Genomic DNA, 23,705 nt, shown 5'->3' on the forward strand with positions numbered 1-23,705 from the left:
GGCGCTATCCTACGCGGTCGACGGTGTAGCGGGACAGCTGGCGCAGCGCGTCGCTGGCGGGCCCGGCCGGGAGCGTCTCGAGTTCGCGGTTGACGGCGGCGAGGTAGGCGTTGACGTCGTCAAGCGCTCGCTCCCGCCCGTTGGTCTGGCCGATCAACTGGAGCGCCCGCTGCACCTCCTCATCCGTCTGCAGCGGGCCCGTGAGCATCGCGCGCAGCTCGCGGCCCGCCTCCGAGTCCTCCTGCATGGCGTAGAGGACCGGGAGGGTGAACACGCCCTCGCGAAGGTCCGTGCCGGGGGTCTTGCCGGACTGCGCGGGGTCGGAGAAGATGTCGATGATGTCGTCCACGATCTGGAAGACCATGCCGACGGCGGCGCCGAGGCGCTGGCAGCTCGCCACCACCTCCTGGCTCGCGCCGGCGTGGGTGGCGCCCAGGTACGCGGCGGACGCGATAAGCACGCCCGTCTTGCCCTCGATCACCTTCATGTAATGCTCGACAGGGTCGCCGCCGCGCGCGCCGAGTGACTCCAGCATCTGCCCCGTGACCAGTTCCTGGAAGGTGTCGGCGAAGTGCGCGACCGTGGCGGTGTCGATCTCGCTCATGATGCGCGACGCGTGGGCGAACAGTACGTCGCCGGCCAGGATGGCCACGGTGTTGTCCCAGCGCGAGTTGGCCGAGTCGACGCCGCGGCGCCGCTCCGCCTCATCCATCACGTCGTCGTGGTAGAGGGTGGCCAGGTGGACCATCTCTGTAATGACGGCGGACTTCACCACGTTCTCCGACGCGGTGTCGGGCCCGAACTCGCTGCACAACAGCGCCATCAGCGGGCGGAAGCGCTTGCCCCCGGCCACGGCCAGGTGCGTGACCTTGTCCGTGATGAACTCCTCGCCCTGCGAGAGCCGCTCGAGCAGCACGCGTTCAACCTCGCCCATCCCCTGCGCAATGCGGGTGTTCAGGGCGTCGTCGCCGAGGCCCATGTCGTATCCATGGCGCGGCGACGGGTGGTTGATGTTGGCCATCGGTACCATCCTTGCAGGTTGGGCGAGACGGCCGCGGCGCCACCCGGTTCCCGGACAGCGCTTTGCGGCGCACAATTATCGCACTCAACCGTAGTGCAAGCTGGCCACCGGGTGTACCAGCGGGGGCTGTCAACGCCTCTGGCACAATGTTGTCCGTGATGGATGTTGTTGATTGCGTTGTTGTTGGCGCTGGCCCCTCCGGCTCGATCGCGGCGATCGCCGCCCAGCGCGCGGGCCTGAGCACCCTGCTTCTCGACGCCCAACCGCACCGCCGCGACAAAACCTGCGGCGACGGCCTCACCCCGCGCGCCGTCCACACGCTGCGCACGCTCGGCCTCGAATCAGAACTCCCCGCCTACCGCAACCGCGGCCTTAAGCTCCACGGCTACGGCGGCAGCGTCACCGCGCCTTGGCCCGCCGGCCGCTACGGCACGCAAGGCTCCGCGAGCCCCCGCTCGCTTTTCGACGCCACCCTCGCCGACCAGGCCGCCGCCTCCGGAGCCACCGTCTGGCACGGCTGCGCGGCGACCGGGGCGGACTTCGGCGCCCACGGCGCCATCACCGCCGTCCACACGGACCGCGGCCCGGTGCGCACCCGCTGGGTGATCGTTGCCGACGGGGTGCGCTCCCCCTTTGGCAAGTCGCTCGGGCGGACCTGGCACAAGGACCAGGTGTACGGGATTGCAGCGAGGTCCTACTGCGCGACGTCGTTAAGCGCCGAGCCCTGGATGCACTCGCACGTAGAGCTGCGCGACGACGCGGGCGAGATCCCGCCCGGCTACGGCTGGATCTTCCCGCTTGGCGACGGCACCGTGAACCTCGGCTGCGGCGCCCTGTCCACCCAGGCGCGCCCTGCGAAGGTGAACACGAAGAAGCTGCTCGCGCACTACGCTCGCCAACAGCGCGACGCCTGGGACCTGGGCGAGCCGCAACACGTGACCTCGGCGCTGCTGCCGATGGGCGGCGCGGTGTCCAACGTGGCGGGCCCGAACTGGGCGCTGATTGGCGACGCCGCCGCCTGCGTCAACCCCCTCAACGGCGAGGGCATCGACTACGGCATGGAAACGGCCGTAATGGCCGTGGAACTCCTCGGCGAGGGCAAGGACCTCACGCTCGCCTGGCCCTACGCGCTGCGCCGCGCCTACGGCGACGCGTTCGCGCTCGCGCGCACCGCGGCGCGCCTGCTCACCTACCCGCAGTTCCTCCCCGCGGCGGGCCCGCTCGCGCTGCGAGGTGTCGGCGGGCGCTACCTCATGCCGGCGGCGGCACGACTGATGGGCAACCTGGTCACCGAGGAAGACACGGACCTCATCGCACGCGCGTGGCGCGCCGCCGGGCACCTCGCCCCGCGTGGTGAGGCGCTGTGGGACCCACGCTAACGCGTGCGCGGGGCTAAGCAGGCTTCGTCGCGCTGTGCAGCGCCACAATGCCCGCGCTTAAATCCTGCCAGCCTGCGTCCTGCCAGCCATTACGGTTGATCGCTGCGGCAAGTGCCTCCTGATCCGGCCAGGCGCGGATGGACTCTGCCAGGTACTCGTAGGCCTCCGCATTGGAGGAAAAGACCTTGGCCAAAAGCGGCAGCGCGACCGGCAGGTACTCCTTGTAGAAGGTACGGAAACCGGGCACGACAGGGGTGGAAAATTCGTTGACTACAAGGCGCCCGCCTGGCTTGGTCACGCGCGCCATCTCGCGCAAGCCTGCTTCGAAGTCGTAGACGTTGCGCAGGCCGTAGGAGATGGTGACGGCGTCGAAGGTGGCGTCGGCAAAAGGCAGGTGCATCGCATCGCCCACCGCCTTGGGCACGTCGCGATCGCGGCCCGCGGCGAGCATGCCTTGGGAGAAGTCACAGGCCACCACCCAGGCACCCGACTTGGCCAGCTCAACGGTAGAAACCGCAGTGCCGGCGGCGAGGTCGAGGACCTTCTCCCCCGGCTGCAGGTGGAGGCGCTTGCGCGTACGACGCCGCCAGTACTTATCCAGCCCAAAAGACAGGATGGTGTTGGTGAGGTCGTATTTTTCGCCCACGCCGTCAAACATGCCGGCGACGTCGAAGGGCTTTTTCTCCAGATCTGCCTTGGCCATAGGAATGCATTGTACGGCTCCACCCCTCTTCAGTGGGCATTCGCCGGAGCCCCTCTTGTAACTTCGCTCCATCGAAGTTTAAACTTCTCTTCGCCAAGACACATCGAAAGAGAAAGGCACACCATGATCCGACGGGCACTCGGCGTCTGCGCCACCCTCCTCCTCGCCTGCAGCACGACAAGCTGCGCAAACACCCCCTCCTCCGGCGATGAACCGGTCGTTTTGACCACTTTCACCGTCATCCAAGACATCGCCGCCAACGTCGCCGGCGAACACCTGCGGGTGGAATCCATCACCAAACCTGGTGCCGAGATCCACGGGTACGAGCCCACCCCGGGTGACATCGCCAAGGCCTCAGAGGCGGATCTCATCCTGGATAACGGTCTCAACCTGGAAAACTGGTTCGCCCAGTTCGTGGAAGAGACCGATGTGCCGCACACGGTCGTTTCCGAAGGCATCGACCCGATCGACATCACCGAGGACGCCTACGCCGGCAAACCCAACCCGCACGCCTGGATGAGCCCGAAAAATGTGCAGACCTACGTGGACAACATCGTCGACGCCTTCAGTGAGCTCGACCCGGAGCACGCCGAGCAGTACGCGGAAAACGGGGCGAGCTACAAGGCGCAGCTGCAGGAAATCCAGGACGAGATGACGCGCGAACTTTCGGCGCTCCCCGAGCAGCAGCGCGCGCTGGTGACCTGCGAGGGCGCGTTTTCCTACCTCGCCCGCGACGCCGGGCTGCAGGAGCAGTACATCTGGCCGGTCAACGCAGAAAACGAGGCGACCCCGCAGCAGATCGCCCGCACCATCGAGTTTGTCAAGCACAACGAGGTACCCGCCGTCTTCTGCGAGTCGACTGTCTCCAACGCGGCCATGCAGCAGGTTGTCGACGCCACGGGTTCCCAGCTCGGCGACACCCTCTACGTCGACTCCCTTTCACCCGAGGACGGCCCCGTGCCCACCTACCTGGACCTGATCAAGCACGACTCTTCCGCCATCATCGAGGGCCTTACGGGGCAGGCATCATGACGCCCGCGATCAGCGTCGAAGGCGTGACCGTACGCTACGGCGACGTCGAGGCCCTGCGCGAGGCCAGCGTCGCCATCGCCCCGGGCCGAGCCTGCGGGCTCGTCGGCATGAATGGCTCTGGCAAATCCACCCTGTTCAAGGCGATCATGGGGCTGGTCAAACCTGCCACGGGCACGGTGACCATTAACGGCACGCACCTCGCCGCCGCACGCAAGGCCCAGGTAGTCGCTTACGTCCCGCAAAGCGAAGAGGTGGATTGGCAGTTCCCGATCACCGTGCGCGAGGTCGTCATGACCGGACGCTACGGCCACATGAGGTTGACGCGTCGCCCGCGCCGCCGCGACGAGGCGGCCGTCGATGAGGCCCTCGAGCGCACGCACCTGACCCGCTTCGCCGACCGCCAGATCGGCCAGCTTTCAGGAGGACAGAAGAAACGCGCCTTCGTCGCCCGCGGCATTGCGCAGGGCGCGAGCATTATGCTTCTCGACGAGCCGTTCGCGGGCGTCGACAAGCAATCCGAAGCGACGATCACCGCACTGCTGCGCGAACTCGTCGCCGACGGTGCCACGCTGTTCGTCTCCACGCACGACTTCGCCGCGCTACCCGCGCTCGCGGACGAATCCGTCCTGCTGCAAAAGCGCGTGCTCATGCACGCCCCAACCGAGGATGTGCTGCGGCCGGAGAACCTCGCACGCGCCTTCGGCATGACCCCTACCAAGACGGGGGAGAGCGCATGATTTCGCTGCTACTAGACCCACTCACCTACGGCTTCATGAGCCGGGCGCTGGCCACCGCGCTGACTGCTTCCATCGTCTGCGCGATGCTTTCCTGCTGGCTCGTGCTGGTGGGCTGGTCGCTGATGGGCGATGCGGTCTCCCACGCGGTCCTGCCAGGCGTGGTGCTCTCCTACATCATCGGCGCGCCTTTCGCCGTGGGCGCCGTACTCTTCGGCTTCCTCGCGGTCGCCTTGATCGGCCTGGTGCGCAATACCTCGCGGGTCAAAGAGGACGCCGCGATCGGCATCGTGTTTACTTCGCTCTTCTCCTTCGGGCTGGTGCTCATCTCGGTCACACCCTCGCACACGGATCTAAACCACATCATCTTTGGCAACCTTTTGGGCGTGTCCCGCGCGGAGATGCTGCAAGTAATCGGTCTTGCCGTGCTCGTGTTTGGCGCGCTGCTCATCAAGCGGCGGGATCTGACGCTCTACGCCTTCGACCCCATCCACGCGCACGCGATCGGGCTCAGCCCGCGCGCGATCGGTGCCGGGTTGCTCGCCCTGCTCGCACTGACGACTGTGGTAGCGCTGCAGGTCGTGGGGGTGATCCTGGTTGTTGCCATGCTGATCATTCCCGGCGCGACGGCGTACCTGCTCACCGATTCCTTTGGGAAGATGCTGCTTATCGCACCTGCCATGGCCGCGGCCTGCGCGGTCATTGGCCTGTACTGTAGCTACTACCTGGACACCGCCACGGGAGCGATGATGGTGCTCGCGCAGGCGTGCGTGTTTACGCTCGTGTACCTTTTTGGCCCCCGGGGACTTGTGTATCCCGGGGCGCGCTCACGTACACCGCGTCAGTCGCAGCACGCCCCAGCGGGATAGTCACGCCGTCGGCCGCGTTTTGCACTTCCACTGCCCCGGAAAAGGGCGCGCCCTCGGCCACGTGGAGGTGCGAGCCGACGTTCAGTCCGTGGGCGTGCAGGAAGCGCAGCAGCTCCGGGTCTTCGTCGGAAATTCGCTCGATGACTACGTCGCTGCCCGGTTCCACCGTGCTCAGGGTGACTGCGTCGGGGGCGTGTATCGAGCCATCGGCGGCGGGGATCGGGTCGCCGTGGGGGTCACGCGTCGGGTGGTGCAGCAGCGCCGCCACCCGCTCCACTAAAAGGTCGGAGACGGCGTGCTCGAGCTGTTCGGCTTCATCGTGAACCTCGTCCCAGGAATAGTCGAGTACTTGCACCAGGAAAGTCTCGATCAGCCGGTGGCGGCGCACCATCTGCACTGCGTATGCCCTCCCCTGCTCCGTCAGCTGCACGGAGCCGTAACGCTTGTGCGAGACCAGCTCTTGGTCAGCCAGCTTGCGCACGGTGTCAGACACCGTCGACTGCTTCACACCCAGCGCCTTCGCGATCATCGAGGTGGTAGCGGGCTGGTCCGACCACTCTTCAAGCTCCCAGATCGCCTTGAGGTAATCCTGGGTGCTTGCAGACAGGTCCGAGACTGACATAGTGCGCCAGTCTACCCGGCCCTAAGCCCCGCGCGATTTCCGACGCCTCCCCGCCCACTTCGGCAGGGTGATATCGCGCCCGAAGAGATTGACCACGTTGCTTCGGTAGCCCGCGCGTGCCTCCTCGTAGTAGCCGAGGAGCTGCTCGCACAGCGCGACCCAGGTCTTATCCGCTACGGATTCGCGCGCGTTGTGCTTGAGTTCGTCCAGCCGGGCGTCGTCGAGCAGATAGCGCGCCGCGTCAGGAAGCTCCTCGCTGAAGGTCTCTACCTCCAGCAGCAGGCCGTTCTCACCGTCCTGGATCAGGTCGATCGGGCCGCCGGCCTTCGGGCCGATGGTGGGCACACCGGAGGCCTGCGCCTCCTGGATGGCCTGGCAGAAGGTCTCGAACTCGCCGGTGTGCACGAACAGGTCCAGCGACGCGTAGGCGCGGGCCAGCTGCTCGCCGGACAGCGCGCCGGTAAACACGGCGGAGGTCATGAGCTCCTGGAGCGCGTCGCGCTCCGGGCCGTCGCCCACGATCACGAGCTGGATGTCCGGGTCCTGCTCGAGCACGGCCAGGCGGCACACGCTCTTCTCGCTGGCCAGTCGGCCGACAAAGCCGACGACCTTCTTCGTGCCGGTAGGATCCCACTGGTAGCGCAGCATGTCGGAGCGCTTCGACGGGTTAAACAGCTCCGCGTTCACGCCGCGCCCCCAGCGCTTCACGTTCTTGATGCCGTGCGACTCCAACTCCCGGATCGCCTCCGACGACGGGGCGAGGTTGAGCTGGCAGCGGTTGTGGATGTTGCGGGTCCAGTCCCAGGCCAGCGCGGCCACGGCGGAGAGCTGGTATTTGGTGGCAAAGCCGGCCACGTCGGTCTGGTACAGGCCCACGGCCGGTACGCCGAGCTGCATCGCGGAGAACACGCCCGCGCCGCCGAGCACGAACGGGCTGGCCAGATGAATGATGTCCGGCTCGAACTCCGCCAGCGCCGCGGTCACGGTGGTGGTGGGCACGCCGATGGGCAGCGAATCCACCAGCGGCACGCGCATCGTGGGTACGCGCACGATGGGAAAACCCAGGTAGTCCGCGACCTCTTCCTGGAAGTCGCGAGCACCCGGCGCGACGACGAGCGCCTCGTGGCCTTCCGCCTTCAGGTACTCCAAGACGCGGAGCACCGAGTTGGTGACTCCGTTGATGTTCGGGAGGAATGATTCCGCGACAATTCCGACTCGCATACTTTCGAACCTTCCCATGTGCATGCAAACGAGACTCTACGAGTGATCAAACTTTGTTCTAACTCAACGTGAACGTTTAGGCGCTGATCGACGCACCCACGTCCACGCCAGCGCGAACACACCGGTGGCCACGAGCACCACCGAGCCCGCGGGGATGAGCGAGAGCACCCACCCGCGCCCCTCAACCTTCACCAGGTCCGGGTCGCTCTTGGCGTAGGTCACCCAGACCTGCTGCCCTTCCCCCAGCCCGGAGGGGTAAAGCAGCCCGCTCGGCGGCGAGAAGTGCCGCCCCTCCTCGTCTTGGTATTCCACGGAGGTGCGCACCGCGCTCACCCCGGTCACCGTGGCCATGCCGCGTCCGGGGTCGGCCATGATGCGGGCGTCGTTCATCGCTGCTCCCCCGACCATCGCCACCGCCCCCAGCAGCGCGGCCAGGTAGAGCGCCAGCAGCGCCTGCTGCCCGCGCCGCCACCAATTGATCACCGGGCGAGCCTCTGCGCCAGTGCCCGCCGGGTCGCCCGCGTCGTGTCGACCTCGATCACGGTGATCGGGTTTGGCTCCGCCTCGAGCCGGATCAGGGTCTGCAGGAGTTCCTGCAGGCTGCCGGCGTGCTCGTAGTCGGCGCCATATGCCTGGGCAAGCTTCTCGACGCCCACGTGATGCCCCGTCCCGAACGCCCGCTCAAAGTCGCGCTCCACGCTCTCCGCCCCGGCCTCGAGCGTGTGGAAGATCCCGCCGCCGTCGTCGTTGGCCACCACGATGGTGAGGTTCCCGGGGCGCGGCTCGTCGGGGCCGATGAGCAGGCCGTTTACGTCGTGCAGGAAGGTCAGGTCGCCCATGAGGGCGACGGTGCGCGGGGCCCGGATCTCGTCGGGGTGCAGGGCCTGCGTCGCCAGGGCCACGCCGACGGCCTGGGAGACGGTGCCGTCGATACCCGCGGCCCCGCGCGCGGAGATGGTGGTCACGCCGTCGAAAGGCATGCCCACCATGCTCACGTCGCGCACCGGGTTGGAGGAGCCGACGACGAGCGTGTCGCCGACGCCGAGGGTGTCGCACACGGCGGCGGCGACGTGCATGCCGGTCAGCCCGAACTCGTCCTCAGTGAGTGCGTCGCGCACGGTCTGGGCGCCGACCTCGCCCGCGGCCTCGCAGATCTTGATCCAGGCGTCCGTGGACTGTCCGGTGGCGTTGACGCGGGAGCCGCGCCGGTCCGGGTGGCCGGTGAACGTGTCGGTGCGCGAGATGCCGATGACCTCGATGTCCGGGTCCGCCATGAGCGCCATGACGTCGCGGTGCAGGGTGGGGTGCCCCACCACGATGAGCTGGTCCGGCTTGGTTTCCGCGGAGAAGTCGCCGCCGTCGTGGGAGATGGCGACCTCGCTCTTGGCAAAGAAGCGCGCCGCCAGCGGGTGCACCTGGTGGAAGGGGGCGGGCGCGGTCGGCTCCGCGATGGTGGGCACGTGCTCGAGGCCGGGGACGTCCCAGGCCTCGTCGCCCGCGATGACGAGGGTGTTGCGGGTCAGGTCCACGTCCACGGCGCCGTGGTCCACCCAGGTCGGCGGCGTGCTCAGGCGGCCCGGGCCGACCCGGCGCGGCTCGCCCTCCGGCGCCGGGAGCGTGTCGGGCACGAGCGGGGTGTCCAGGGCGACATTGATGTGGACCTGGTCCGCCGCGAAGGACACGGCGGCGGCGTCCGCCTCCGTGGCCACCTGCTGGGTGGCGGCGTAGCGGCCGAAGATGCCGTCTTGCCAAATTGTTTGCGATGCCCCCGTGCCCACCAGCCGGGCCGGGCGGTCCGCACTCACGACGGCCAGCGGGGTGTGCGACATGTGCGCCTCCACCATCGCGGGCAGCGCGTTCGCCACCGCGGTGCCCGAGGTCATGACGACGCCCACGTGCCGGCGTTGAACGCGCGCGAGGCCGAGCGCGGTGAAGGCGGCCGAGCGCTCGTCAATACGCATGTGCACGCGGAGGTCCCTGCGGGCCATGAGCGCGTAGGCCAGGGGCGAATTGCGCGAACCCGGGCTCATGACCACGTCGGTGACGTTGTCAGCCAGGCGCTGGGCAATCACGCGGGCAACGGCAAGCGATTCAGGGAGCGTTTCCATGAGTGCCCAGTCTAGCGGTGGCTACTGGTTCTGAAGAATGTCGTCCGCGCCGCGGCGCAGCTCGTCCAGGAGGTCCTCTGCACCGGTGCGCACCTCGTCGGGGACCTGCACGTCGGGCGCCTCCGGGAGGTCGGGCAGCTCGGACTCCGTCGGCGCTGTCTGCGCTGTCGGCTCCGGCTCACGGGAATCCCTGTCGCGGTCGCCGAACAGCGACGGGCGCTTCGTGGTCGTCTCCGTCGACGTGACGGTCTCGGTCTGGGTGTTGGTCACGGTCACCGGCGGCTTCGAGGCCTCGGCGGACGCGCCGCGCCAAAGGAAGAAGAACACCACGCCCGCCGCCAGCGCGATGGCGAGCAGCACGCCCAGCACCATGGCGAGTGTGTTGGAGCGCTCCTCTGGCTCCTCGTAGTAGCGCGGCTCGGGCTCCGGCGGCGCCGGCTGGGTGTACTGCTGCTGCTCGTAACGGGGTTGCTCGTAGCGCGGGGGCTCCTGGTAGCGCGGGCGTTCCTGTTCAGCAGGGTCGGGGAAGTACTGCTTGGGGCGGGGACGGTGCGGTGGTTCCTCCGGAACGCCAAACTGGCGCGTCTGGTTATCCATGCGGATAGCCTAACGCGCCAGTGACAGCAGGGCGGTATCTAGAGCACTAACCCGAACACGGGGACGGCGAGGAAGTAGGTGGCCAGGGCGATAAGGACCAGCGCGATCGCGTTGAGCCAGATGCCGCCCTTGATCATCTCGCCCATGGTGACGTAGCCCGAGGAGTACGCGATGGCGTTCGGCGGGGTGGCCACCGGGAGCATGAACGCGCAGGTGGCGGACAGCGCCACGGGGATGGCGAGGATGAGGACGTTCATCTCGCTGGCGTCGGTAAGCCCGATGCCCACTGCCACACCACCCATGATGGGCAGGAACGTCGCTGCTGTTGCGGTGTTGGAGGTCAGCTCCGTCAGACCGAGCACGAGGGCGGCGATGGCGAAGATGAGCAGGAAGACCGGCAGGACGGCCAGGCCCTTGGCGGCCTCGCCGATCCAGAGCGACAGGCCCGTGGCGGTGAACATTGCGGAGAGCGACAGCCCGCCGCCGAAGAGGAGGAGGACGTCCCACGGCATCTCGTTCGCCGTCTCCCAGTCAAGCAGGCGCTTGCCGTTTTTCTTGCCCGGGATGATGAACATGAGCAGGCCGGCGATGATGCCCACGATGGCGTCGTCGTACGGGAAGTCCCAGCCGAACTGCTTGATGCCCAGCGGGATGAAGATCCAGGCCAGCGCCGCGAGGAGGAAGATGATGCCCGCGGCAATCTGCGGGAAGGTCCACGGACCGAGCTTGCGGATCTCCGCCTCGATGAGCTCCTTGCCGCCCGGAATGTGGTCAATCTCCGGCTTGAACACGGTGATGAGCACCCACCAAGCGATGAAGGTGAACGCGATGGCCACCGGCATGCCAACCAGCATCCACTGACCGAAGCCGATGGTGATGCCGTGTGCCTCCTTCATGTAGCCCTGCAGCAGCGCGTTCGGCGGGGTGCCGATGAGCGTGCCGAGTGAGCCTATCGACGCCGAGTACGCGATCGCCAGCATCAGCGCGGTCCCGAACTTCTTCTGGTTCTGCATGCCGCCCACGGTGTCCGCGGTGAGCATGAGCACGGAGGTGCCGATGGGCAGCATGACCACGGCGGTCGCGGTGTTGGAAACCCACATGGACATGAAGCCCGTGGCGATCATGAAGCCCAGGATGATGCGCTTCGGGCTCGTCCCCACCAGCTTGACCACCACGAGCGCGAGGCGCCGGTGCAGGTTCCAGCGCTGCAGGCCCAGCGCCATGAGGAAGCCGCCCATGAACAGGAAGATGGTGGCGGAGGCGTACGGGGACGACACCTTGGAAAACTCGGCCACCCCCATGACGGGGAAGATGGCGATGGGCAGCAGCGCGGTCGCGGCCAACGGGATGGCCTCCGTCATCCACCACACCGCCATGAGCACCGTGGTGGCGGCGACGACGCGCATCGCCTGCGCGGTGTACTCCACGTCCGGCTTCGCGCCCGCGGATTGCGACACCGTGTCCGGGGCACTCGCGGGGAAAATGAACCAGATGAGCGCCGCGAGTGCGACGCCGAGGATCAGGCCGATCAGCTGGCGGCGCCACTCGCCTGGTTCTGGGGCTTTGGCGAGATCGCCATCCGACAGCGCGGATGAGTCATGCACAACGGGGGTAGACATTGCCCCACCTACTTTCCAACGTGTTCAGTACTGTTTCCACAGCATGATTGGTATTCTTTTTCACAATCACCTGTAAAAAAGTTTAGTGCACCGGGTGGAAAACCGGACATTCCGTTGGCCTTCCGTAGGGCCCTCCCGGGCACACTACCCCCGTATGTAGGGGAGGCAGTCGCGCACCCGTTGGAACCACCAGTTTTCGCGTTCGACGCCCGCACGCAGGCCGTGGAGCCGCTCCGGATCGGGCACGGTGCGGCTGATGCGGAGGCGGCCGCCCACAATCTCGCGCGGCGCCGCCACGTCCTCCGCGAACAGGCTTTGGGTGGCCAGGCCCGCCGCGCGTGAGCCCGTGAGCTGCGCGGCGACCAGCCCGGCGTCCATGCCCACCGCGGTGTCCAGCGCGCTGGCCACGGTCACGCCCAGGCCCAGCTCGCGCGAGATCCGCACCAGCGGGCGCACCCCACCTAACGGGGCGACCTTGCACACGGCGACGTCCGCCGCGTCCAGCTCGGCGACGCGGTACGGGTCGCTCGCCTTGCGGATGGACTCGTCCGCGGCGATCGGAGAGGCGACGCGGCGGCGCACCTCCGCGAGCTCCTCGGCGGTGGCGCAGGGCTGCTCCACGTACTCGAGCTCGGCCACGCGCTCGAGCGCGTCGATCGCTTCGCAGGCCTCGTCGACGGTCCAGGCCCGGTTGGCGTCCACGCGCAGGCGCGCGTCGGGGCGGAGGGTGTGGACGCGGGCGAGGCGGGCGGTGTCGTCGGCAAGCGACTGCCCCTTCTCTGCGACCTTGACCTTGAACGTGTTGATCCCCTCCGGGTAACGGTCGAACACGCGCTCGACCTGGTCGGCGGGCACGGCGGGAACGGTGCCGTTGACCTCGACCTCGCCCTCAGCTGCGGGGAGGCCTTCGAAGGCGGCTTCGATCCCGGCGCTCAGCCACGCTGCGGACTCCTCCGGCCCGTACTCGAGGAAGGGCGCGAACTCGCCCCAGCCAGCGGGCCCGTCAATGAGCAGGGCCTCGCGGGTGGTGATACCGCGGAATCGCACGGCCATGGGCAGCGTCACGACGTGCGCGCGCTGCAGGATCTCGTCGGCGGTGGGCAGCAAACTGTTTTCCCTTCCGTACATCGTCATGTTCTTGCTACTGTAATTTGCCTGCGGGAGTGCACGCGCAGGTAGGTAGGATGCAGTCCCATGAGTTACTCCACCTCCCAGCCGTTCGACCCCACCCAGTGGCGCAGCGTCGAGGGCTTCGACTTCACCGACATCACCTACCACCGCCACGTCGGCGAGTCCCGCGCCGACGGAATCGTGCGCATCGCGTTTGACCGCCCGGAAGTGCGCAACGCGTTCCGGCCGCACACAGTTGACGAGCTCTACCAAGCACTCGACCACGCCCGCCGCTCACCTGACGTCGGTGTGGTGCTGCTCACCGGCAACGGCCCCTCCGAAAAGGACGGCGGCTGGGCGTTCTGCTCGGGCGGCGACCAGCGCATCCGCGGCCGCTCCGGATACCAGTACGCCGGCGGCGATACGGCCGAGACCGTCGACACCGCGCGAGTGAAGGCAGAGGGCGGGCGCCTGCACATCCTGGAGGTGCAGCGCCTGATCCGCACAATGCCCAAGGTGGTCATCGCGGTGGTCAACGGCTGGGCGGCCGGCGGCGGGCACTCGCTGCACGTGGTGTGCGATTTGACGATCGCCTCGCGCGAGGAGGCGCGCTTCAAGCAGACCGACGCCGACGTCGGCTCCTTCGACGCCGGCTACGGCTCGGCGTACCTGGCCAAGATGGTGGGGCAGAAGTTTGCCCGTGAGATCTTCTTCCTCGGCCGTACCTACTCCGCCGAGGACATGCAGCGCATGGGCGCGGTGAACATCGTGGCTTCGCATGAAGCCCTGGAAGATGAGGCTATCCAGGCCGCGCGCGAGATCAACGGCAAGTCCCCCACCGCGCAGCGCATGCTCAAATTCGCGTTCAACCTCACCGACGACGGGCTCATGGGACAGCAGGTCTTCGCCGGCGAGGCGACTCGCCTGGCGTACATGACCGACGAGGCCGTCGAGGGCCGCGACTCCTTCCTGGAGAAGCGCCCGCCGCGTTGGGACGAGTTCCCGTTTTACTATTAGGTGTTTAAGGAGTTGTGGTGGGGGCGTATGCCCTCAGCCTTGCGTCATAAGTCCAGATCTCACAGTCAATCTGCAACCGACTATGGTACATATTCGCTTCAACCAGGATCGACAGATCGCCCCCACTGACTTGCTCTTGAGCAAGGTCGTACCAGGTTCTTTGGGAATTGGCACCGTCGAGGAAAGAGCGAAGAAACGACTCTCCCCACTCGAAGTCGTGCAGAACCCATGGCGCTTCACGTTCACAAATACTCTCGAGCATTTTGCCGAATCGCTGAGCAACTTCACGCCGAATATCGCCATTTTTGATCTGGGCAATGTGGTTCCCTGTCTCGATGACAGTCGTCACCGGTAGCACAAACTGAACCGCATTATCCTCCTGGAAGGCAAGAAAATCCCGTTGCGCTTTCTCCATATCCTGGTTCTTACCCGGTATGCGCAAGAGGTTGCTCAGCACACTGGTATCAATAAAAATCGCACGTCGGGACATCTCACGCCCCGCCTTTTATGCCGAATAATGCATTCAGATCCGCGAAGCGTGTTTCAGTCGATGAATCATCGATGAGCTTGCCATCCGAAACCGCCTTGCCAAGAGACTGCTTCGACAGCTCTCGGGTGTAGTCGGGCAGATCTTGCAACTGGCTCACGTGACTTTGTCCCGTCTGTTCATCGCGGAAGCAGACGAGCACACTGTCATTAAATCGGCCCTCGATACCGTCGAGGATCGCTGTACTGTGAGTTGTCACGAGGCACTGCGTCCCCTTCTCTGCCACCGCTGCCGCGAGTAGCGAGATGATACGCTGCGCCTGCGATGGGTGTAGGCCATTCTCAATCTCCTCGATAACCAGCTGTACTGCAGGACTGGGCCCGTTTCCGACTGCAGCTACCGGCAAGTTCACATCCAGGTTGTCCGTCGGAGACTTCAGCGCTGTTGCAATTGCGAGAAAACGCAACAATCCGTCGCTCATTTCTCTGGCGGGTGTCGGCCCCGAAGCTTTTTCATCCAAGGCGAGCATCACGTCACCCAGATCAGAACTGGAGAATTTCAATCCCTGAATATTCTTTCCGGCGACGTCGCTCACGAGCTGCTCGATTTCCGCAAAGCTCTCGGGCGTATTCTGTTTGACTTGCCAAAGCGTGGCTGAAAGATTTTCGCCGGTCCGTCTCAACTCATCGTTCCCCTTGGGGACGTAGTTTCGCATCAGAGAAGGAACTGGGTCGAGGTGGTACACAGACTGCAGCACCCCCCGCACAGTCTCTGCTGCTTCAATGACCGATTTCTCAGCTCGGTTGGAACCAGGCAGAGTTTGCAGGATTTGCGCGAGGATCAACCTGGTATCGCGGAAATGGATGCTCGGATCTGCGCCTCGTTTGCCATTGAAAACCTCTGCGGTAATAAACGCAGCGGTATTCTCTTGTTTTTTCGTCTGAAACAAGCTTGCACTCGGTGATTTCGTGCCGCTTTTTACGCTTAGGCCCGGCCCCGTCAGCTTCTCAGATACCAGCCGAAGTTCGGGCTCCACCTGGACCTCAACGTCGTAAACGTACTGATCGTTAGTCGCCGGATTCACAACTGTGCAGCCAATAGAGAAACTCTTTGCCCCATGGGGCGCACACCCCCGGGATCCTCCGCGCACTGGCCCTCGAATGGATCCAGCCCCATCCAGTGCCTCAACCATGTCTAGGCCTGTTGCAAGTCGGGCGAGCACTTCAAGCCCGTCCAAGACGTTCGATTTACCGGAACTGTTCAGACCCGTCAGAAATGTCACATGCCGGATAGGCACCACAGCATCATGGAACGACTTGAAAGCGCCTAAACGTAGCTCACTGAGATGCGCCGCATCTGCACTCAACGTCCAGTCTCCTTTCCTTCAGGCTATTTCCGTTAAAAGCATAGTGGAATCGGCCTTCAAGAATCGGACAATTAGGCGTGGAAGACTACGACGCGCCCCAGCCCTTTGTCAGCAGGCGATCTGCCACCAACATGCCCCGAACCTCACCCGAACAGCGGCAGGAACGCCCCGGCGGGGAACGGTGAACACTGTAAGCACAGCCCAGTCGGTACCGGTCGGTCTGCCCGGTCGGGCACGCCTGCGATCGCACCTTTCGTTGGGCGGCGACACCACCGCAGCATGTAGCCATGCCAATCATGGCGCAGATCCCCATGTCCAGGGCGAAGAGCACGAGCCGGAATGGCAGGCCGAACATCACACCACGACGAGAGCTTAGAGAACAGCGGGAGCTCAGACAACGGCAGTCTGTCCACCACTTCGCCATTTGCCCCGTTGACACTCACCGCGTCCGAGGTAATGTGGCCGGGGTCCAGCACTCGCTGGCCTGCCGCGCCTACGAGGTGTCCGCCGGGATGAGCAGACGCAGCTGGCCGGTCAGCTCTTCGGCACGGGCAGTGTCCAGGACAACAGCGAATTGCTCGGCAACTTGCTGGTCACCCCGGAGAGATGCTAATCGTGGTCTCGATTGGCTCCGCGTCGCCGCCAAGCCATTCGACGGTCTCTGTCCGCGTTATGCCCCGCGAACAGAGACCAGGAGATACCGGTTGCGGAAAGGGCGAGCATTCCGACAAGCAACCAGATGCCAACGACGCCGTGCAGGTTCAGCACACAGCGACGCTTGCCCGCAGTCTTGCCCAGACCAGTGAACACCTTCTTGCTGACGGTGCGCCACCACAGGTAACACCCACCAAGCGCAACGATCGACAGCCAGCTAGCCGCCAGCTCCGAGTACAGCTCACTGGGCGCACCCAGGTGGAGATTCTTGTGCAGCGCGGAAATCCAGAGGCACATGGGCAGCTCACCCAAGCTCGAGTAGCTCGGCTCGTCGTTGTCCGCAATCGAATCGTCGATAAGCAGCACGCGCGGCGGCTCCATTGGGGTCGAAGACGGCCAGACCTGCGCGACCTCCATCTCGGAATGTGAAGCCTGCGTGACGGCAACCTGGCCGGCAAGGGGCTTGAAAGTTTCTTGCGCCTCGACGGTGAGCACGTCACGCTAGAAAACGTTCTCCATTGTGTGAGCGAGCGCGTAGAGGCCGACGCTGATAGCAGCGACGAGGATGAAGGGAGCGACGAAGAGCTCTGCGTAGTGGATACGGCGGACGAAGACGGGGAGCCCGCTTCTCGGTGAGTGCTGCACGCTCGGAGCCTCCGGTGCCTCCGCAGGGTCCAGCGTCACCGGTTTTGGCGGTGCTGTCATATTGATACTTTCGATTGATCGTCATTGACGCTAAGTAGTCGCACGTCACATTCCCCGTTCCAACGGGGTAAACTATCGCTATTTCCCCTGCTAGCCTGAGCTCTCCCTTACCCCCCAACGCAACCCGTCTTTTTGTATCACCGAGCCAAAAAAGCCCGCTGACCCGCCAACGCCCTCCCCGCCGCAGCCCACGCCCCCGCCGCCAGCAGCACCCCGCCGCCCAGCGCCACCGCCGCGCGCAGCGGGGTCGTCGCGGTCTCCGCCCAGGCCGGCACGGCGAGCACCCACAGCCAGCTGCCCGCTAGTACGTCGCCACCAATCGTCACGGACAACACGGTCCACACCAGCGTCGCCGCAAGCGTCCACGCGACGCCGAACCGCACAGTAATATGCAGCGCGGTCAGCGCGAGCGTACTCGTCGTCAGCAGTGCGATAGCACACCCAACTCCCCCAACCCCGCTGGTCAGCGCCCCGAACACCACCACGAGCGCGACCACGCCGCACGTCCACACCCGCAGCGCGGCGCCCACGCCCGGGTGCTCGACGCGCATGAGCTGCCACGCGGGCCGCAGCCTCGGCCACACCAGGGTGGGCAGCACCCCCGCGCCGACCGGCAGGATGAGGTAGGTCTCCAGCGCGCGCCGCACATCGACGGGGTATCGCATCGCCACCAGCATCACCAGCGCGGTGAGCAGGAGCAGCACGCTTAGCGACGCCACCCGCCCCGCCCCGTACACACCCCGGAGCGCTGCAACGAATCCCACCCGCGCCGGGCGTGGCACCGCAGCCCCCGCCGGGCGCGGTGCGGCCACGACGTGTGCGGTCGTGCGACGCCGGCGCTCCCGGCGCGGCTCCGTCCACACCGCGCACGCCGCACCGAAGGCGGCAAGCAGGAGGCACAGCGCGAGTGGCGCCCAGGGCGACTGCCGGTCCAGGGCCGATCCGGGTTCCAACGGCAGCAGGTTGAATTGCAGCCCCATGAGCGGAAGCTCGAGACGCAGCGGCCAGGCGGCGGGGTTGGCCCACCACCAGACGCGGTCGCAGAAGTAGCCGAGCTCGACCTGGTACGCCATCGCCGCCACCAATGTGGGTAGCATCCCGCCCCGGCGCACCAGCGCGGCGGCCACGCCCGCCACGCCGCACATGCCCACCCAGGCGGCAGCGCCGGCAGCGAGCACCGCCCCCGCGCCGTCGAGCCTAAAAACGACTGCGGCCAGCCAGTTCACGCCGAAGTCCGCGAGGCAGAACGCACCGAGTGCGGCCCACACCACGGCGAGGCGTGCCGCCCGCACGCAGCGGGGGTCCACCGGCCGCCAGTCGGTCCCGCCCGAGCGCGACGAACGCTCGCGGGTCTCAACTACGCCGGCGAACAGGGCCGCAATGGGTGCGGCGAGGGCGGTGACGAGGAGCCCCTGCCAGTTCATCAGGTCGCGTGCCGTCTCCACCCGGCCGACGAGCGAGAACGCCGCGAACACGCCCCCGAGCAGCAGGCCCGCCCCGGCAAGCCACCACAGGGTCGAGCCGCGCGAGCGGATCCATTCAGCGTGCAGGTAATTCACTGCGCTCCCCCGTTCCCGCCGGTGGTGAGCCGGAAGAAGGACTCCTCCAGGTTCGGCCCCAGCTGCGCAAGCTGACCGGCGAAGCGCACGCTGCCGCCGGCGATGACGGTGGCGTCGTCAGCCATATGCACGACCTCGCCAAGCTGGTGGGAGCTGACCAGCACGGTGCGCCCCGCGGCGGCATATTCGCGCAGGTAGGCGCGCAGGTGGGCGATGCCCTCGGGGTCGAGTCCGTTCTGGGGTTCGTCGAGAATGAGCACCTCGGGCTCGCCGAGCAGGGCCTGCGCGAGCGCCAACCGGCCCTTCATGCCGGTGGAAAACGCGCCCGCTTTCTTCTTGCCCGCGTCCTGTAGCCCCACGAGTTGGAGGACGCGATCCGCCTCGGAATCCGGCAGGCCGAGCAGCGTGGTGTGCACGCGCAAGTTGTTGCGGGCACTTAAGTGGCCGTAGAAGGCGGGGTCGTTGATGGAGGCGCCCACGTGGCGCAGGTTTGCCCGTGCAAAAGGCTGGCCCATGAGCGTGACCTCGCCGTCCTCAGGCGCGAGGAGCCCGAGCAGGACCTTCATGAGCGTGGACTTGCCAGCCCCGTTGGGCCCGAGCAGCGCGTGGACGCGGCCGGGGGTGGTGTGCAGGGAGACGTCGGTGAGCACGCGGTGGGCGCCGTAGGACACGGTCACGCCCTCGCAGGCCAGCTGTGGTGAAGTCATACCCCAATCCTCGCCACCAGCCCGGCGCGCCACATCGCCCCGCGGGCGGAACTGCGCTCCTCCCGTGGGAGGAGATCAGGAGATCCCGGCGCGCTGCGCGATGAGCACGAGCGCGATCCGGTCGCGCGCGCCCAGCTTGGACAGCAGGCTGGACACGTGCGTTTTCACGGTGGTTTCGGCGATGAAGAGCCGCTGCGCGATCTCGGCGTTGGTGGCCCCGCGGCCGACCTCGGCGAGCACGTCCAGCTCGCGCGCCGTGAGCCCCTCGAGCACCGACCGGTCCTGCGGGGTGCCGCCACGCACCCACTCCATGACGCGCCCCGTCACCCCGCTGGCCAGGACGGACTCGCCGCGCGCGACGGTGCGCACCGCGTCCGCGAGCACGTCCGGGTCCGCGTCCTTGAGCAGGAAGCCGTGGACGCCGGCGTCGATGGCGGACTGGATTAAGGCGTCGTCGTCAAACGTGGTGAGCATGATCACCCGCGCGCCGAGCGGGAGGATCTGCGCGGCGGCGGCGATGCCGTCGAGCACCGGCATGCGGATGTCCAGCACCGCCACGTCGATGCGGTGCGCCCGCGCCCGCTCCACCGCCTGCGCCCCGTCCTTCGCGGTGGCCACGACCTCCAAGTCCGGCTGCGCCGCGAGGATGGTGGACAGGGCGGAAAGGAGGAGCGGTTGGTCGTCGGCAAGCAAAATGCGAATCATCGGCCCAGCTCCGCGCGCACGATAAAGGTGTCCCCGCGCTGCTCGGTCGACAGCGTGCCGCCCGCGCTGGCGGCGCGCTCGCGACAGCCCTCCAGTCCGGTGCCCGCGCCGGGGCGGGGGCGGATCGGCCCGGTCGACGCGACGGTCACGGCGAGCCGGTCTGCCGCCTCCACCCGCACGCGCACGTCCGGGTCCTCCTGGTGGCGCGCGGCGTTGGCCACGGCCTCGGCGACGATGCGGTGGGCGGCCAGGCTGCTCACGGCGGGCACCTGCGGCAGCGCGCCGCCCTCGTACCTGACGCGCACCCCCGCGTCCCGAAAGCGTTGCACCAGCTCAGGCAGCTCCTCCACACCGGCGGTTGGCTCCACCCCGCTGCCACCGTCGCGCAGGCCGCGCACAAGCCGGCGGATGTCCGTGAGCGCCTCGCCCGCCTCCGCGCTGATCTGTTTCAGCGCCGCGCGCTCGTCGCCGGCCGCGAGCCCCGCGTTCGCCTGCACCCGGATCAGCGTGAGCGTGTGCCCGAGGAGGTCGTGGATGTCGCCGGCGATGGCCAGTCGCTCCTGCTCGCGCGCCACGCGCAGCCGCTCGCGCCTTCCTGCCTCCTCCCGCGCCAGGTTCGCGCCCAGCAGGTACGCCACGGCGAGCACCGCCCAGTGCGCAGCGAGCGCGAGTACCGCGTCCACCCCTGAGCGGTAGAACAGAACGAAGCGCTCGTCCCACGCCCACATAAACGGCGAGGCCAGCGCCCACACCATCGCCGCGGCAAGCACACCCGCGCCGAAGCGCCCGCCCGCGAACCTGCGCGACACAAACACCGCAACGGGCACTGCCAGCACCCAGAGGGTGTAGCCCAGGTTGACCGGCGCAAGGATCCACACCGCAGACCAGGCCACATTCAGGGCAATCATGCTTATCGACGCCCACTTCGCCCGCAAAGTCACCACCCCGAACGCCGCCACGAACCCCCAGGACAGCAGGGCCTGCACCCACCCGGATGCGTCGCTCGGCTCCGCGCACGCGCCGGCGGTGTACACCAGCGCCAGCATCGCAGCAAGGCCGGCGAGGACCAGGTCGACCGTACGCATCCTCACCGTTTACAACCCCCGGACGAACTCGGCGAAGCCCGGCGCGGTGAACTCCAGGTAGCCGTGGCTGGAGGTGTCGATAAGCCCCTTGTCCAGCAGGGAGCGTCGCGCCATGCTCAGGTCGTTGGAGTCGCGCCCCATCGCCTCGGCGATCGCGCTGCGCTTCACGGGCCCATCCGCGCTGCCCTCGCTCGCGGTGGCCATGGCGCGCAGCATCCGCGCCTCAGCGGGGGTGGCCTTCTTCCAGCGGGCGCGGAAGAAGGTCTGGCGCATCTGGTCGAACCCTCGCCCAGCCGCCTCTACTTGGGGTACTTCCAGCACGGTGCCGGGCCCGGGGAAGCCGGCAGCGCGCCATGTCTCGTCGCCGATTACCTGCATGAAATAGGGGTAGCCGCCCGCGAATCCGAGCGCGGCCTCGAGCGCGTCGTCGGACCAGCGCACCCCCTTGGCGGCGGCGAGGCTGCGCAGCGCGTCCGCGGCCTGCTCGCGTGTGAGGTTGTGCAGGTGCTGGTACGCGAACCGCTCGGCGAAACTTACCGCGTCGGTGACCACGTCCTGGGTGTGGCTCAGCCCGGCGGTGTACGCGGCCATGGGCAGGTCTCGCTGCTCTGACTGCATGTGCTGCCAGGCGTAGGCGAGCGCCTTGATTCCGTCTGCGTCGGCGCTTTGGATCTCATCAATAAACAGCACGAGGCCGCGTGACCGGGAGCGTGCCGCGCGCCCCGCTGCGGCGAGCAGCTTTTGCAGCCGGCGGCCGTGGCTGCCCGTCTCCGAGCTTCTGTGCGGAGCGGTCCCGCTCACGGACACACCTGCGACCTCGACTTTTGCGGAGGAGATGAGGGATCGCAGGGCGTCGACAAGCGAGCCTTGCCACGTGCTGGAGACCTCTTCGAGCGCCTCGACGAGCGAGGCGAGCAGCGGCCCGTCGCCCGCGGTGACCCACAGGGTGTCAAAGCCCTTTGCCGCGGCGTCGGCCTGCGCGGCGCGCAAGAGGCTGGTTTTGCCGACGCCGCGCGGGCCTGCGAAGACTTGGATGCGGCCGACAAAGCGGGGCTCGACGATAATGAAGGCGAGGTCACGGCGGATGTCCTCGAGGATCTGCTCGCGGCCGAAGACTTCGGGGGCGATCTCGCCTGGGGTATAGGGGCTGGGCTGCATGCTTCCTTTATACCTCTTTATGAATCGCGGAATCATAAAGCAACATAAGCACTGCTAGGCTAAATCCGTGACCAACCGCCTTGAGATCCTCCCCGTCGACCCCGCGAACCCGCTGGCCATCATGCCCGCACTCGAGGAGGCGCTGACCGGCCAGCGCGCGCTCCTGCCGGTGCCCGCCGACGACCCGACGCGCACGGACCTGCTGCGGAACACGCAGGGCGTCGGCCGCCCCATCGACGACGATGTGGCGCTCGTCGTCGCCACCTCCGGGTCCACGGGTCGCCCCAAGGGCGCGATGCTCACGCCCGCGAACCTGATTTCCAGCGCGGACGCGACCCACCAGGCGCTCGGCGGCCAGGGCCAGTGGTTGCTCGCCATGCCTGCGGCCTACATCGCGGGCATCCAGGTGCTGGTGCGCAGCATGGTCGCCGGCGTCGAGCCCGCCTACCTGGACCTTTCGCGCGGCTTCAGCATCGCGGAGTTCGCCGAGCGCGCCGAGGAGCTCGCAGCCACCGGCGAGCGCTGCTACACCGCGCTGTCGCCCCATCAGCTGGCCAAGGCCACCTCGAGTCTGCAGGGCATCGATGCTTTACAACGCTTCACCGCCGTCCTCGTCGGCGGTGCCGCCACCAACCCACGCCTCCTCGACTCCGCGAAGAAACTCCGTATCAACGTGGTCACCACCTACGGCTCCTCGGAAACCGCGGGCGGCTGCGTCTACGACGGCGTGCCCATCGCAGGGGCGCGAGTACGCATTGATGGGGGCCGCGTCGTCCTCGGAGGCCCGATGGTGGCCAAGGGCTACCGGGGGCCTGTGGAGCCCGACCCGTTTTCCACCGACGACTCCGGGCAGCGCTGGTTCACTACCTCGGACGCGGGCCACATCGACTCAGGCGTACTCACCGTGCAGGGTCGCCTCGACAACGTGATCTCCTCCGGCGGCTTCAAGCTGCAACCCGAAGTACTCGAGCGTTTCCTGCTCGCCCAACCGGGCGTGACCGCCGCCTGCGTCGTGGGCGTTGCCGACGAGCGCTTCGGCCAGCGCATCTGCGCCGCCTACACCGGCTCCGCCGAGGTCGCCGAGCTCATGGATGCATTTGAGGACTTGCCCCGCTGGCAGGTGCCGAAGGAACTACGCCCCGTGCCCGCCCTCCCCCAACTCGGCCCCGGCAAAGTCGACCGCGCTGCGGTGGGGGAAATGTTTGGCGGGAACTAGCCTTCAGCCTTCAACGTTTACGCTCTCGCAA

Annotated in this window: 24 protein-coding genes; 6 read left to right on the forward strand and 18 right to left on the reverse strand. The window is 67.0% G+C overall.

Translation table 11 applies throughout. From position 1 onward, the window contains the following. Positions 1–4 precede the first annotated feature (4 nt). Positions 5–1,021, reverse strand: coding sequence for a polyprenyl synthetase family protein (locus tag CKJ82_RS07040; RefSeq protein ID WP_095537576.1), 1,017 nt, complete (start codon positions 1,019–1,021; stop codon positions 5–7). Between the two features lie 158 nt (positions 1,022–1,179). Here CKJ82_RS07040 and CKJ82_RS07045 point away from each other — a divergent pair, with 158 nt between their 5' ends. Beyond that, complete coding sequence (locus tag CKJ82_RS07045; RefSeq protein WP_095537577.1) at positions 1,180–2,400, forward strand: geranylgeranyl reductase family protein; 1,221 nt, start codon at positions 1,180–1,182, stop codon at positions 2,398–2,400. Positions 2,401–2,413: 13 nt separating this feature from the next. On the opposite strand, the gene CKJ82_RS07050 is transcribed toward CKJ82_RS07045, so the two are convergent. Then, entirely contained in the window at positions 2,414–3,103 is a 690-nt protein-coding gene (locus CKJ82_RS07050; protein ID WP_095537578.1) for a demethylmenaquinone methyltransferase, read from the reverse strand. A 123-nt stretch (positions 3,104–3,226) separates the two neighbouring features. On the opposite strand from CKJ82_RS07050, the gene CKJ82_RS07055 reads away from it, so the two are divergent. From CKJ82_RS07055 to CKJ82_RS07065, 3 genes are read left to right on the forward strand one after another with little or no spacing between them, the layout of a single operon-like run. Then, the gene (locus CKJ82_RS07055; RefSeq protein WP_095537579.1) at positions 3,227–4,135 is read left to right on the forward strand and encodes a metal ABC transporter substrate-binding protein; all 909 of its coding nucleotides are present in this window, start codon (positions 3,227–3,229) and stop codon (positions 4,133–4,135) included. After that, the gene (locus tag CKJ82_RS07060) at positions 4,132–4,872 is read left to right on the forward strand and encodes a metal ABC transporter ATP-binding protein (RefSeq protein ID WP_095537580.1); all 741 of its coding nucleotides are present in this window, start codon (positions 4,132–4,134) and stop codon (positions 4,870–4,872) included. The genes CKJ82_RS07055 and CKJ82_RS07060 overlap by 4 nt, the downstream gene beginning before the upstream one ends. Then, positions 4,869–5,738, forward strand: coding sequence for a metal ABC transporter permease (locus tag CKJ82_RS07065; protein ID WP_095537581.1), 870 nt, complete (start codon positions 4,869–4,871; stop codon positions 5,736–5,738). Before CKJ82_RS07060 ends, CKJ82_RS07065 begins: the two co-directional genes overlap by 4 nt. Here CKJ82_RS07065 and CKJ82_RS07070 read toward each other — a convergent pair. The 7 genes from CKJ82_RS07070 to CKJ82_RS07100 all read right to left on the reverse strand — a co-directional run bounded on the left by CKJ82_RS07070 (position 5,644) and on the right by CKJ82_RS07100 (position 13,039). After that, complete coding sequence (locus CKJ82_RS07070; protein ID WP_095537582.1) at positions 5,644–6,360, reverse strand: metal-dependent transcriptional regulator; 717 nt, start codon at positions 6,358–6,360, stop codon at positions 5,644–5,646. The genes CKJ82_RS07065 and CKJ82_RS07070 overlap by 95 nt on opposite strands. Positions 6,361–6,381: 21 nt before the next feature. Then, positions 6,382–7,581, reverse strand: coding sequence for a glycosyltransferase family 4 protein (locus CKJ82_RS07075; RefSeq protein ID WP_095537583.1), 1,200 nt, complete (start codon positions 7,579–7,581; stop codon positions 6,382–6,384). A 63-nt stretch (positions 7,582–7,644) separates the two neighbouring features. Next, positions 7,645–8,061 carry a DUF3592 domain-containing protein gene (locus CKJ82_RS07080; RefSeq protein WP_420838556.1) on the reverse strand — a complete coding sequence of 139 codons (417 nt, stop codon included), beginning with the start codon at positions 8,059–8,061 and terminating at the stop codon, positions 7,645–7,647. Continuing rightward, positions 8,061–9,689 carry a 2-succinyl-5-enolpyruvyl-6-hydroxy-3-cyclohexene-1-carboxylic-acid synthase gene (gene menD, locus CKJ82_RS07085; RefSeq protein ID WP_095537585.1) on the reverse strand — a complete coding sequence of 543 codons (1,629 nt, stop codon included), beginning with the start codon at positions 9,687–9,689 and terminating at the stop codon, positions 8,061–8,063. The genes CKJ82_RS07080 and menD overlap by 1 nt, the downstream gene beginning before the upstream one ends. Before the next feature lie 21 nt (positions 9,690–9,710). Beyond that, complete coding sequence (locus tag CKJ82_RS07090) at positions 9,711–10,286, reverse strand: hypothetical protein (RefSeq protein WP_095537586.1); 576 nt, start codon at positions 10,284–10,286, stop codon at positions 9,711–9,713. 38 nt (positions 10,287–10,324) lie between these two features. Beyond that, positions 10,325–11,905, reverse strand: a complete 1,581-nt coding sequence (locus CKJ82_RS07095; protein ID WP_095537587.1) for an SLC13 family permease — start codon at positions 11,903–11,905, stop codon at positions 10,325–10,327. Positions 11,906–12,049: 144 nt separating this feature from the next. Continuing rightward, positions 12,050–13,039, reverse strand: a complete 990-nt coding sequence (locus tag CKJ82_RS07100; RefSeq protein ID WP_240510719.1) for an o-succinylbenzoate synthase — start codon at positions 13,037–13,039, stop codon at positions 12,050–12,052. 60 nt (positions 13,040–13,099) lie between these two features. Here CKJ82_RS07100 and CKJ82_RS07105 point away from each other — a divergent pair, with 60 nt between their 5' ends. Next, positions 13,100–14,032, forward strand: a complete 933-nt coding sequence (locus CKJ82_RS07105; protein ID WP_095537589.1) for a 1,4-dihydroxy-2-naphthoyl-CoA synthase — start codon at positions 13,100–13,102, stop codon at positions 14,030–14,032. A 4-nt stretch (positions 14,033–14,036) separates the two neighbouring features. Here the strand turns inward: CKJ82_RS07105 and CKJ82_RS07110 are convergent, their stop codons facing one another. The 9 genes from CKJ82_RS07110 to CKJ82_RS07150 form a co-directional block, all read right to left on the reverse strand. Beyond that, on the reverse strand, positions 14,037–14,522 hold the full coding sequence (locus CKJ82_RS07110) for a hypothetical protein (RefSeq protein ID WP_095537590.1): 486 nt from the start codon (positions 14,520–14,522) through the stop codon (positions 14,037–14,039). Position 14,523: 1 nt separating this feature from the next. After that, on the reverse strand, positions 14,524–15,885 hold the full coding sequence (locus CKJ82_RS07115; RefSeq protein ID WP_095537591.1) for an AAA family ATPase: 1,362 nt from the start codon (positions 15,883–15,885) through the stop codon (positions 14,524–14,526). A gap of 609 nt (positions 15,886–16,494) precedes the next feature. Beyond that, positions 16,495–17,034, reverse strand: coding sequence for a PepSY domain-containing protein (locus tag CKJ82_RS07120; protein WP_095537592.1), 540 nt, complete (start codon positions 17,032–17,034; stop codon positions 16,495–16,497). A 6-nt stretch (positions 17,035–17,040) separates the two neighbouring features. Further along, positions 17,041–17,244 (reverse strand): hypothetical protein, encoded by a 204-nt coding sequence (locus CKJ82_RS07125; protein ID WP_133064039.1) that lies wholly within the window; start codon positions 17,242–17,244, stop codon positions 17,041–17,043. A gap of 137 nt (positions 17,245–17,381) precedes the next feature. After that, on the reverse strand, positions 17,382–18,803 hold the full coding sequence (locus tag CKJ82_RS07130; protein ID WP_095537594.1) for an ABC-2 family transporter permease: 1,422 nt from the start codon (positions 18,801–18,803) through the stop codon (positions 17,382–17,384). Further along, positions 18,800–19,510 carry an ATP-binding cassette domain-containing protein gene (locus tag CKJ82_RS07135; RefSeq protein ID WP_095537595.1) on the reverse strand — a complete coding sequence of 237 codons (711 nt, stop codon included), beginning with the start codon at positions 19,508–19,510 and terminating at the stop codon, positions 18,800–18,802. The genes CKJ82_RS07130 and CKJ82_RS07135 overlap by 4 nt, the downstream gene beginning before the upstream one ends. Before the next feature lie 75 nt (positions 19,511–19,585). Continuing rightward, positions 19,586–20,215, reverse strand: coding sequence for a response regulator (locus CKJ82_RS07140; protein WP_095275108.1), 630 nt, complete (start codon positions 20,213–20,215; stop codon positions 19,586–19,588). Continuing rightward, on the reverse strand, positions 20,212–21,300 hold the full coding sequence (locus CKJ82_RS07145) for a sensor histidine kinase (RefSeq protein WP_095537596.1): 1,089 nt from the start codon (positions 21,298–21,300) through the stop codon (positions 20,212–20,214). The genes CKJ82_RS07140 and CKJ82_RS07145 overlap by 4 nt, the downstream gene beginning before the upstream one ends. Before the next feature lie 9 nt (positions 21,301–21,309). Next, positions 21,310–22,458: an ATP-binding protein gene (locus tag CKJ82_RS07150; protein WP_165765404.1), complete on the reverse strand. Its 1,149-nt coding sequence runs from the start codon at positions 22,456–22,458 to the stop codon at positions 21,310–21,312. A gap of 67 nt (positions 22,459–22,525) precedes the next feature. Between CKJ82_RS07150 and menE the strand changes: the two genes are divergently transcribed. After that, the gene (gene menE, locus CKJ82_RS07155; protein ID WP_095537598.1) at positions 22,526–23,674 is read left to right on the forward strand and encodes an o-succinylbenzoate--CoA ligase; all 1,149 of its coding nucleotides are present in this window, start codon (positions 22,526–22,528) and stop codon (positions 23,672–23,674) included. The last annotated feature ends 31 nt before the right edge of the window (positions 23,675–23,705 follow it).

This window comes from Corynebacterium gottingense (assembly GCF_002285125.1).
GTDB lineage: Bacteria > Actinomycetota > Actinomycetes > Mycobacteriales > Mycobacteriaceae > Corynebacterium > Corynebacterium gottingense.